Source organism: Bradyrhizobium forestalis (assembly GCF_002795245.1).
In the GTDB taxonomy this organism is placed as follows: domain Bacteria; phylum Pseudomonadota; class Alphaproteobacteria; order Rhizobiales; family Xanthobacteraceae; genus Bradyrhizobium; species Bradyrhizobium forestalis.
The window spans coordinates 43,947-55,434 of the sequence record NZ_PGVG01000026.1 but is presented as its reverse complement, the minus strand read 5'-3'; the positions used below and the strand labels follow the sequence as shown (position 1 = coordinate 55,434).

Annotated in this window: 10 protein-coding genes; all 10 read left to right on the top strand. The window is 62.8% G+C overall.

The features are described from left to right. The first annotated feature begins 147 nt into the window (after positions 1–147). The 10 genes from CVM73_RS26480 to CVM73_RS26435 all read left to right on the top strand — a co-directional run bounded on the left by CVM73_RS26480 (position 148) and on the right by CVM73_RS26435 (position 11,476). Positions 148–2,202 (top strand): FAD-dependent oxidoreductase, encoded by a 2,055-nt coding sequence (locus CVM73_RS26480; RefSeq protein WP_100234752.1) that lies wholly within the window; start codon positions 148–150, stop codon positions 2,200–2,202. 131 nt (positions 2,203–2,333) lie between these two features. Then, entirely contained in the window at positions 2,334–4,328 is a 1,995-nt protein-coding gene (locus CVM73_RS26475; RefSeq protein ID WP_100234751.1) for an ABC transporter ATP-binding protein, read from the top strand. Positions 4,329–5,201: 873 nt separating this feature from the next. Further along, entirely contained in the window at positions 5,202–5,573 is a 372-nt protein-coding gene (gene rpsL / locus CVM73_RS26470; RefSeq protein WP_007603006.1) for a 30S ribosomal protein S12, read from the top strand. Between the two features lie 15 nt (positions 5,574–5,588). Then, complete coding sequence (gene rpsG, locus CVM73_RS26465; protein WP_008136420.1) at positions 5,589–6,059, top strand: 30S ribosomal protein S7; 471 nt, start codon at positions 5,589–5,591, stop codon at positions 6,057–6,059. A 33-nt stretch (positions 6,060–6,092) separates the two neighbouring features. Next, entirely contained in the window at positions 6,093–8,165 is a 2,073-nt protein-coding gene (gene fusA / locus CVM73_RS26460) for an elongation factor G (protein WP_100234750.1), read from the top strand. Positions 8,166–8,205: 40 nt separating this feature from the next. After that, complete coding sequence (tuf, locus tag CVM73_RS26455; protein WP_100234749.1) at positions 8,206–9,396, top strand: elongation factor Tu; 1,191 nt, start codon at positions 8,206–8,208, stop codon at positions 9,394–9,396. Positions 9,397–9,480: 84 nt separating this feature from the next. Further along, positions 9,481–9,789 carry a 30S ribosomal protein S10 gene (rpsJ, locus tag CVM73_RS26450; protein WP_002712302.1) on the top strand — a complete coding sequence of 103 codons (309 nt, stop codon included), beginning with the start codon at positions 9,481–9,483 and terminating at the stop codon, positions 9,787–9,789. A gap of 52 nt (positions 9,790–9,841) precedes the next feature. Continuing rightward, the gene (gene rplC / locus CVM73_RS26445; protein ID WP_100234748.1) at positions 9,842–10,555 is read left to right on the top strand and encodes a 50S ribosomal protein L3; all 714 of its coding nucleotides are present in this window, start codon (positions 9,842–9,844) and stop codon (positions 10,553–10,555) included. A gap of 1 nt (position 10,556) precedes the next feature. Beyond that, positions 10,557–11,177 (top strand): 50S ribosomal protein L4, encoded by a 621-nt coding sequence (gene rplD, locus CVM73_RS26440; protein WP_091894751.1) that lies wholly within the window; start codon positions 10,557–10,559, stop codon positions 11,175–11,177. Beyond that, positions 11,174–11,476: a 50S ribosomal protein L23 gene (locus CVM73_RS26435; protein WP_100234747.1), complete on the top strand. Its 303-nt coding sequence runs from the start codon at positions 11,174–11,176 to the stop codon at positions 11,474–11,476. Before rplD ends, CVM73_RS26435 begins: the two co-directional genes overlap by 4 nt. The last annotated feature ends 12 nt before the right edge of the window (positions 11,477–11,488 follow it).

Here is an 11,488-nt window from a genome sequence, read left to right as displayed (position 1 = left end):
GCCGGCCTTTTTGCTGCTTTCTTTGCTTGTTGCGATGCAGGATCAACGTTTGTTCATCTTTCCTTCAGTCGCAAAAGCGCTTCTGCTAGGAGAGCTTAGACCGGTGGTCCCGTGAAGGGGGCAGGGCCGGAAGACCACGGGACTCTCATGCTTGATCTCGCAATCGTAGGCGGCGGCCCCGGCGGGCTGATGAGCGCTTGGTATCTGAAGCGCAAGCTCGGCGATCTCTGCCGCGTCACCATCTACGAGGCCTCCGACCGGCTCGGCGGCAAGATCGTCACGCGTAAATTCGATTCGGCGCCCGCGATGTACGAGGCCGGCGTTGCCGAGATCTACGATTACTCGATGACCGGCCCCGATCCGCTGCGCGAGCTGATCCAGCATTTCGGCCTCCAGACCATTCCGATGGACGCCGAGCAGGTGCATTTCGGCGGCGAGCTCCTCAATGACGTGCCGGGCATGCGCCGCAAATACGGCGCCAAGACCGCGGCCGCGATCGAGGCGTTCCGCAAGCGCTGCACCGAGGTGATGTCGCCGATCGAATATTACGAGGGCGTTGGCGCGCACGACAACGAGAATCCCTGGGCCTACAAGACCGCCGAGCAGGTGCTCGACGAGGAGGTCGAGGACGAGACGGCAAAGCGTTTCTTCAAGGTGATGGCGCGCTCCGACATCGCGACCGAGAGCCACAACACCAACGGTCTCAACGCGCTCAAGAACTATCTGATGGACGTCGACGGCTATATCGGCCTCTATTCCATCCAGAACGGCAACGAGCAGCTGATCGAATGCCTGCAGTCGGAGGTCAATGCCGACATCCAGCTCAATCACCGCGTGCTCACCGTCGGCAAGGCGCCGACGGGCCGTTATCAGCTCAAGATGATGAACGGCAAGGGACCGGAGACCCGCGACTTCGACCTCGTGCTGGTCTGCTTGCCGCATTCCTGGCTCGCTACCCTCGGTTGGGAGGGCGAGCAGCTGCGCAAGTCGATGGTCAAGCACGTTGCCTATTTCGACCGCCCCGCGCACTATCTGCGCGTCTCGATCCTGTTCGACGAGCCGTTCTGGGGCGAGAAGATTCCGGGCGCCTGGTTCATGTCGGAGGCCTTCGGCGGCTGCTGCGTCTACAACGAGGGCGCGCGCCACGACGTCGGCAGGCATGGCGTTTTGAACTGGCTCATTCCCGGCTCCGACGCGCTGGCTTTTGCCAATCTGTCGGACCAGGAGCTGATCGATGCCGCTCTGAAATCGCTGCCGGCTTCTCTCGGCGATGCGCGTTTGCATTTCGTGGAAGGCAAGATCCACCGCTGGCTGTCGTCGGTGAACGCGCTGCCGGGTAGCCTGCCGGTACGCGACGTCATGACCAATCACCGGCCCGAGCCGAAGGAGCATCCCGGCATCGTGGTGGTCGGCGACTATCTGTTCGATTCGACGTTGAACGGCCTGCTCGACTCCTCGGACGCGGCGACCGACATCATCCTCACCGAGATGATGCGCCTGCGCCGCGAACGCGCGCAGGAGGACAAGCCGCTCTCGGACAAGATCGATCGCGATTATTTCGAGAATTATCGCGGCCTCGGTCCCTATCATGAAGCGTGGCGGCACTTCACCGATCCCGATTACCTCACCAAGCTGATCGGCATCGTCTGGGGCAAGGCTGCGGGCGCCAAGCTGCTGGTTGCGGGCTCTGCCAGCGGCGAACTGATCGGCGCGCTGCGCGATCGCGGTATCGATGCATGGGGAATCGAGAGCAACCGCGCCATCCATGCCAAAACACCGAAAGCGCTGAAGAAGTACAACAAGCTCGGATCAATCACCGACATGCCGTTCAAGGACGGCACGTTCGACTTCGTGTTCGAGACCAGCCTCTGCCACGTTTCCCCGAAGCAGGTGGTCCGCGCGATCCGCGAGCTCAACCGCGTGGTCGAGACCGGCCTCGTGTTCGGCTCGATCACCTCGGACATGGCGCCGGCATTGGTCGACCGCTACGACCTCCTGCGTGGGGTCAAGAAGCTCGGCACCTGGTGGGAATGGTCCGAACTGTTCTTCGGTAACGGTTTCGACCTGTCGATGCACCGCAAGGATTGTACCGATGCGCTCTGGGAGGCGACGCTCGCCGCCAATAAGGGGCCGGGGCAGTGGTACGCGGACGCGGACTCCTTGCGCTATTCCTTCTTCGACAAGGTCGAGGACGAGGACTAGCCGCGGGGCGGGTCGGATTCGCCAATTGTTTTGCCGAATTCATCCTGATCGCATAGAATCGGTGCAATAGCGGTTGCCGCTATTCCTGCTTCTCTCTGCGGTCAGGCCGGCCGTCAGCATCGGTTGGTTTCATGGCGTCCAAGCCCCTCCCGCCCGACAAACAGAAGCTCGCCGCGGAAGAGGCGGTCGAGCTCGACGACAAGCTCGCCCTCGCCAAGCCGGACCTCGAAGACGACGAGGACGCCGAAGATCAGGAGGATGACGAGCTGGAGCTCGACGACGACGATGAGGACGAGGACCTCGTCGTCTTTACCGCGCGTGAAGCCGCCGGCGCACTCGCGACCATCGTCGGGTTCGTCAAACCCTATCTCTCCAACTACAAGCGGATGCTGTCATTCGTGGCATTCGGCGTTGTGGTCGAGACGTTGTTCAACGTCATCATGCCGCTCAGCCTCAAGTTCCTGATCGACGACGCGCTCGGCGAGGAGGATTTTCAGGCGCTCTACAAGATCCTCGGCGTGCTCGCCGCCGCCGGCATCTTCACCTCGATCATTGCCGTCTGGTACGAGCGCTGGGACGCGCGGCTTACCGCCTGCATCATTTCCGATGTCCGCAAGCGCCTGTTCGAGCACGTCCAGGACTTGCCGGCGGCTTATTTCGGCCGCACCAAGCGCGGCGAGATCCTGTCGCGCTTCTCAGTCGACCTCTCGGCCTTCGAAGGCTCGGTCAAGACGTTTGCCAATAGTGCCGCGCTGCCATTCCTGGAGCTGGTCGCCGGCATCATCCTGATGGTGTTCCTCAATTGGCAGCTCGCCGTCGTCGCACTGCTGGTGTTCCCGATCACACTGATTGGCCCGCGGATCCTGACGCCCAAAGCCGTGCAGGCCAATTACGAGCAGAAGCTCAACGAGAGTGCGCTGCTCGGCATGGTGCAGGAGAACGTGGCGGCCCAGGCCGTGATCAAGGCGTTCAGCCTGCAGCGCAAGATGTTCGGCTTCTTCACCTTGCGCAACGACGAGACCCGCAACAAGATCGCCTCGGCCGCCTTCCTCTCGACCATGGTGGAGCGGACGGTCACCATCTCGGTGCTCCTCCTGCACCTCGTGGTGCTCGCGATCGGCGCGTATCTGGCGACCAAGGGCCAGATTACCATCGGCACCTTCGTCACCTTCGAGAGCGCGTTCTGGGAGGTCTCCTACAACATCGCCCATGTGATGCATTTCATCCCGGTGTCGATCTCCTCGGCGGCCGCGATCCGCCACATCCAGGAACTGCTCGACGAGCCGACCCGCGGGGCGGATCGCCCCGGTGCGCCCGATCTGCCGCGCATCACCAACGACATTACTTTCGATCACGTCACCTTCCAGTACGAGGGCAGCCAGACGCCGGTGCTGGACAATCTCAGCCTCAAGCTCAATGCCGGCAAGCGCATCGCGATCGTCGGTCCGAGCGGCTCCGGCAAGAGCACGCTGCTCAATCTGATCCTGCGGCTCTACGTGCCCGACGAGGGCCGCGTCACCATCGACGGCGTCGATGTCCGCAAGGTGACGCTGGATTCGCTGCGCCGAAGCATGGCGGTGGTGTTCCAGGAGAACATGCTGTTCAACATGTCGATCCGCGAGAACATCCGGCTCGGCAAGGAGGGGGCAACCGACGAGGAGGTGGAGGAGGCGGCCAGGAGGGCCGAGATCCACCGCTTCATCATGAGCCTGCCGCAGCGATACGACACGCTGGTCGGAGAGCGCGGAGACACGCTGTCGGGCGGCCAGCGCCAGCGCATCGCGATCGCGCGCGCGATCATCCGTAACCCGTCCGTGCTGCTGTTGGACGAGGCTACCTCGGCGCTCGACCAGACCACGGAGGCCGCGATCAACCGCACGCTGCTGAAGCTCGCCAAGGGCCGCACCATGATCTGGTCGACCCACCGTCTGGCGTCGGTGGTCGAGATGGACGAGATCATCGTGATTTCAGGGGGCAGGGCGATCGAGCGCGGCTCCCATGCCGCGCTGCTCGCCAAGAACGGCACCTATCGCAAGCTGTGGAACGATCAGATCCACCAGCCGCATGGCGCGTCGGCTCACGCCGACGACGACGAAGACGAAGACGAAGACGACGAGGAGGAGTGACCGGAGGCGTTCGGCTCCGAGGAGCCGCCGTGGCCGATTCGTGTTTCGTCTCCCAAGCGCTCGTGGTCCAGCGCCGACTCATTGATTCCCTGACGCAAGGCGTTCGGCCGACGCGAAGCCTCTGACTTTTTTCGACACTTGGCTTGGGCGCATCGGCCCTCGCAAATCGACGAGCGCCATCGAAATCCCCACGAGACCGGGCAATTCAGCGCGCCGGGAACGCTGGAAGGCCTGCCGCCGGCCAGTAGATTTGTGCATGGGCAGGAAAAAACCCTCAGTCTGATAATAAAACTATATTTAACCCGGGTATAATTGCCTTTCGGGCTTGGCGACCAAGCGCTTCGTTCCCATGTCAGGCGGGCGCGGGGAGGCGGCCAAGAGCCTATTTTTGCAGGCGCCTGAAGCGCTTTGTGTCTGTCGTTTCACCTTGACTTGACCGATTCTCACTTATAGAAAGCGCCTCACTTAACGACAGGCGGTGAGCATCGCCAGCGTCGGAACGGGCCACCCGTTGATCCCCCAGGATTAGATCCACAAGGGGTCGCAAAGGCGGGCACCAACCTCGACGAATGCCGCTCAAACGCTGTCGATCATAGCTAGGCAATGCCAGTGCGACTTTAGTTCTCTTGAGCACGTTCTCTTGAGATCGAATTCGGATGCATGACCTCAGTGCGCGGGCCGCGGCGTTGTGCTGAGCGGCCTCAAGACTGCGGTCCTCTGTGGCGTCGAAGCGCTTTCCGCTCGTTGATGGAGCGGTTGGCGCAATTTCGCTTTGCGTGGATTATTTCGCGCAAGGTGGCCCCTCGAGCGGGTGGCTCGAACAGAATTTGCGGACCCGAGAGGGGCCGCGGCAGAAAAAGGGTGAAGGCCAGAATGCCGACGATCAACCAGCTGATCGCTCAACCGCGGGAAGTGCAGAAGTCGCGCAAGAAGGTGCCGGCGCTGCAGCAGTCGCCGCAGAAGCGCGGTGTTTGCACGCGCGTCTACACCACGACCCCGAAGAAGCCGAACTCGGCGCTTCGTAAGGTTGCCAAGGTGCGCCTGACCAACGGCTTCGAGGTGATCGGCTACATCCCCGGCGAAGGCCATAACCTCCAGGAGCACTCGGTGGTCATGATCCGCGGCGGTCGCGTCAAGGACTTGCCCGGCGTGCGCTACCACATCCTCCGCGGCGTTCTGGATACCCAGGGCGTCAAGAACCGTAAGCAGCGTCGTTCGAAGTACGGCGCCAAGCGTCCGAAGTAAGCGGGAACCAAGCCTATGTCTCGTCGCCACTCTGCGGAAAAGCGCGAAGTTCTCCCGGATCCGAAGTTCGGGAACATCATCGTCACGAAGTTCATGAACTCGGTGATGTACGCCGGCAAGAAGTCGGTCGCCGAAGGCATCGTCTACGGCGCGTTCGGCATCATCGAATCCAAGACCAAGCAGAACCCGCTCGGCGTGTTCGAGCAGGCGCTCGAGAACGTCATGCCGACCATCGAGGTTCGCTCTCGCCGCGTCGGCGGCGCCACCTACCAGGTTCCGGTCGAGGTTCGCTCGACCCGCCGGCAGGCGCTCGGCATCCGCTGGCTGATCTCGGCCGCGCGCGAGCGCAACGAAAAGACGATGACCGAGCGGCTCTCCGCGGAGCTTCTGGATGCATCGAACAACCGTGGGAACGCCGTCAAGAAGCGTGAAGACGTGCACCGGATGGCGGAAGCCAACCGCGCCTTCTCGCACTATCGCTGGTAACGGCGAAACAAACGGACTCGCAAGGAACACCTCATGCCCCGCCAACATGCCATCGAGGACTACCGTAACTTCGGTATCATGGCGCATATCGACGCCGGCAAGACGACGACGACCGAGCGCATCCTCTATTACACCGGCAAGAGCCACAAGATCGGCGAAGTGCACGAAGGTGCCGCGACGATGGACTGGATGGAGCAGGAGCAGGAGCGTGGCATCACGATCACCTCGGCTGCGACCACTGCGTTCTGGAACGGCAAGCGCCTGAACATCATCGACACCCCCGGCCACGTCGACTTCACCATCGAGGTCGAGCGCAGCTTGCGCGTGCTCGACGGCGCCGTCTGCGTTCTCGACTCGAACCAGGGCGTTGAGCCCCAGACCGAAACCGTCTGGCGCCAGGGCGACAAGTACAAGGTTCCGCGCATCGTCTTCGCCAACAAGATGGACAAGATCGGTGCGGACTTCTTCAAGTGCCTGTCCGACATCGTCGATCGTCTGGGCGCCAAGCCCGTCGCGATCCAGCTTCCGATCGGCGCCGAGAACAACTTCAAGGGTCTCGTCGACCTCGTGAAGATGAAGGGTGTCATCTGGAATGATGAGGCCCTCGGCGCGAAGTTCGACTATGTCGACATTCCGGAAGACCTCGTCGACCAGGCCAAGGAATACCGCGAGAAGATGGTGGAAGCCGCCGTCGAGCTCGACGACGACGCCATGGCCGCCTATCTCGATGGCAAGGAGCCGGACGAGGCGACCCTGAAGCGCCTGATCCGCAAGGCGGTGCTGACCGGCGCGTTCTATCCCGTGCTGTGCGGCTCGGCCTTCAAGAACAAGGGCGTGCAGCCGCTGCTCGACGCCGTGGTCGACTATCTGCCGTCGCCGCTCGACGTGCCCGCGATCAAGGGCACCGACGACAAGGGCAACGAGGTCGTGCGCAAGGCGGACGACAAGGAGCCGCTGGCGCTGCTCGCGTTCAAGATCATGGACGACCCGTTCGTCGGCACCATCACCTTCTGCCGCATCTACTCCGGTATCCTGCAGAGCGGCACCGGCGTCGTGAATTCGACCCGCGAGAAGAAGGAGCGCATCGGGCGCATGCTGTTGATGCATGCGAACAACCGCGAGGACATCAAGGAAGCCTATGCCGGCGACATCGTCGCGCTGGCCGGCCTGAAGGAAGCGCGCACCGGTGACACGCTGTGCGATCCCGACAAGCAGGTGATCCTGGAGAAGATGGAATTCCCCGAGCCGGTCATCGAGATCGCGATCGAGCCGAAGTCCAAGGCCGACCAGGAGAAGCTGGGCGTGGCGCTGGCCAAGCTCGCCGCGGAGGATCCGTCCTTCCGCGTGTCGACCGACCACGAGTCCGGCCAGACCATCCTCAAGGGCATGGGCGAACTGCATCTCGACATCAAGGTCGACATCCTCAAGCGCACCTACAAGGTCGACGCCAACATCGGCGCTCCGCAGGTGGCGTTCCGTGAGCGCGTCACCAAGCGGGTGGAGCACAGCTACACCCACAAGAAGCAGACCGGCGGTACCGGCCAGTTCGCGGCCGTGTCGTTCATCGTCGAGCCGAACGAGGCCGGCAAGGGCTTCGAGTTCGAATCGAAGATCGTCGGCGGCGCGGTGCCGAAGGAATACATCCCCGGCGTCGAGAAGGGCCTGGAGAGCGTGCTGTCGTCCGGCGTGGTCGCGGGCTTCCCCGTGGTCGACGTCAAGGTGCAGCTCGTCGACGGCAAGTATCACGACGTCGACTCGTCGGCGCTCGCCTTCGAAATCGCCTCGCGCGCCTGCTTCCGCGAAGCGCTGCAGATGGGCAAGTCCGTCCTGCTCGAGCCGATCATGAAGGTCGAGGTGGTGACCCCGGAAGACTACACCGGCTCGGTCATCGGCGACCTGAATTCCCGGCGCGGTCAGATCCAGGGTCAGGACATGCGCGGCAACGCCAACGTCATCAACGCGATGGTGCCGCTCATGAACATGTTCGGTTACGTGAATAACCTGCGCTCGATGAGCCAGGGTCGCGCGACCTTCACCATGCAGTTCGATCACTACGCAGAAGCGCCGGCCAACGTGTCGGCAGAAGTCCAGAAGAAGTTTGCCTGATTGTCGTCGGTCTCAAGCTGACGATTGAACGGAGAGTCAAATGGCCAAAGCAAAGTTTGAACGTACCAAGCCGCACTGCAACATCGGCACCATCGGTCACGTCGACCATGGCAAGACGTCGCTGACCGCGGCGATCACCAAGATCCTCGCCGAGACCGGCGGTGCGACGTTCACCGCGTACGACCAGATCGACAAGGCGCCGGAAGAGAAGGCCCGCGGCATCACCATCTCGACCGCGCACGTCGAGTACGAGACCAAGAACCGCCACTACGCGCACGTCGACTGCCCCGGCCACGCCGACTACGTGAAGAACATGATCACCGGCGCCGCCCAGATGGACGGTGCGATCCTCGTCGTGTCGGCTGCTGACGGCCCGATGCCGCAGACCCGCGAGCACATCCTGCTCGCCCGCCAGGTCGGCGTGCCCGCGCTCGTCGTGTTCCTCAATAAGTGCGACATGGTCGATGATCCGGAGCTGCTCGAGCTCGTCGAGCTCGAAGTCCGCGAGCTGCTCTCGAAGTACGAATTCCCCGGCGACAAGATCCCGATCATCAAGGGTTCGGCGCTTGCCGCTCTCGAAGACTCCGACAAGAAGCTCGGCCACGACGCCATCCTCGAGCTGATGCGCAACGTCGACGAGTACATCCCGCAGCCGGAGCGTCCGATCGACCAGCCGTTCCTGATGCCGGTTGAAGACGTGTTCTCGATCTCGGGCCGCGGCACCGTCGTGACCGGCCGTGTCGAGCGCGGCGTCGTCAAGGTCGGCGAGGAAATCGAGATCGTCGGTCTGCGTGCGACCCAGAAGACCACCGTCACCGGCGTCGAAATGTTCCGCAAGCTGCTCGACCAGGGCCAGGCCGGCGACAACATCGGCGCTCTGCTCCGCGGCACCAAGCGCGAGGACGTCGAGCGCGGCCAGGTTCTGGCCAAGCCGGGTTCGGTCAAGCCGCACACCAAGTTCAAGGCTGAGGCCTACATCCTCACCAAGGAAGAGGGCGGTCGCCACACCCCGTTCTTCACCAACTACCGTCCGCAGTTCTACTTCCGCACCACCGACGTGACCGGTGTCGTGCACCTGCCGGAAGGCACCGAGATGGTGATGCCGGGCGACAACATCGCGATGGAAGTGCACCTGATCGTGCCGATCGCGATGGAAGAGAAGCTCCGCTTCGCGATCCGCGAAGGCGGTCGCACCGTCGGCGCCGGCGTCGTCGCCTCGATCATCGAGTAAACAAGCGAATAGGGAATGGTGAGTGGCGAATAGGGAAGTCTATTCGCTACTCGCTACTCGCCACTCACTAAAGAAAGCACGGCAATGAACGGCCAAAACATTCGTATCCGTCTCAAGGCGTTCGACCATCGTATCCTCGATACGTCGACCCGTGAGATCGTGAACACGGCGAAGCGCACCGGCGCGCAGGTCCGCGGACCCATTCCGCTGCCCACGCGCATCGAGAAGTTCACCGTCAACCGTTCGCCCCACGTCGACAAGAAGAGCCGCGAACAGTTCGAGATGCGCACTCACAAGCGCCTGCTCGACATCGTCGATCCGACCCCGCAGACCGTCGACGCTTTGATGAAGCTCGACCTGGCCGCCGGTGTCGACGTCGAGATCAAGCTCTAAGATTTTGGATCCCGTTCGCCAAAAGCGGACAAAGAGAACAGGAAGCAAGCCGATGCGCTCCGGAGTGATCGCACAAAAGGTCGGGATGACGCGGGTCTTCACGGAGGCCGGCGAACATATCCCCGTGACCGTGCTGAAGCTCGGCAATTGCCAGGTCGTAGGCCACCGCACCGAAGAGAAGAACGGTTACGTCGCGCTCCAGCTCGGTTCTGGCAGCCGCAAGACCGTTTACATGCCCAAGGCCGAGCGCGGTCAGTTCGCGGTCGCCAAGGTCGAGCCGAAGCGCCGGGTCGAGGAATTCCGCGTCACCGCGGATGCCATGATCCCGGTCGGCGCCGAGATCCCGGCCGATCACTTCGTCGTCGGCCAGGTCGTCGACGTCACCGGCACCTCGGTCGGTAAGGGCTTCGCCGGCGGCATGAAGCGCTGGAATTTCGGCGGTCTGCGCGCCACGCACGGCGTGTCGATCTCGCACCGCTCGATCGGTTCGACCGGTGGCCGTCAGGACCCCGGCAAGACCTGGAAGAACAAGAAGATGCCCGGCCACATGGGTGTCGATCGCATCACCACGCTCAACCTTCGCGTCGTCCAGACCGATGTCGAGCGCGGCCTGATCCTCGTCGAAGGCGCCGTTCCCGGCTCCAAGGGCGGCTGGATCCGCGTGCGCGACGCCGTCAAGAAGCCGCTGCCGAAGGAAGCTCCGAAGCCCGGCAAGTTCAAGGTTGCTGGCGATGCGGAAGCCGCTCCGGCCGCGCAGGAGGCGTGAGATGGAATTGAAGGTCACCACCCTCGAAGGTAAGGAAGCCGGCTCGGTCCAGCTCTCCGACGCCATTTTCGGCCTCGAGCCGCGCGAAGACATCATCGCGCGCTGCGTGCAGTGGCAGCTCAACAAGCGCCAGGCCGGCACGCACAAGGCCAAGGGCCGCGCCGAGATCTGGCGCACTGGCAAGAAGATGTACAAGCAGAAGGGCACCGGCGGTGCTCGTCACGGCTCGGCTCGCGTGCCGCAGTTCCGCGGCGGCGGCCGTGCCTTCGGTCCCGTGGTGCGTTCGCACGCCACCGACCTGCCGAAGAAGGTCCGCGCCCTGGCGCTCAAGCATGCGCTCTCGGCCAAGGCCAAGGACGGCGATCTCGTCGTGATCGAGAAGGCTGCGCTCGAGACCGCCAAGACCAAGGCGCTGCTCGGTCACTTCTCGGGCCTCGGGCTCACCAACGCGCTGATCATCGACGGCGCCGAGCTCAACAATGGTTTTGCCGCCGCGGCCCGCAACATCCCGAACATGGACGTGCTGCCGATCCAGGGCATCAACGTCTATGACATCCTGCGCCGTCAGAAGCTCGTTCTGACCAAGGCCGCCATCGATGCGCTGGAGGCGCGCTTCAAATGAGCAAGAACATCGAGCCTCGCCACTACGACGTGATCCTGTCGCCGGTCGTGACCGAAAAGGCGACGATTGCCTCGGAGCACAACAAGGTGCTGTTCAAGGTGGCCGCAAAGGCCACCAAGCCGCAGATCAAGGAAGCGATCGAGAAGCTGTTCGACGTCAAGGTCAAGAGCGTCAACACGCTGGTCCGCAAGGGCAAGGTCAAAGCCTTCCGCGGCAATCTCGGCTCGCAGTCGAACAGCAAGCGCGCGATCGTGACCCTCGAAGAGGGCCACCGGATCGACGTCACCACCGGTCTGTAAGGTCGTACGACG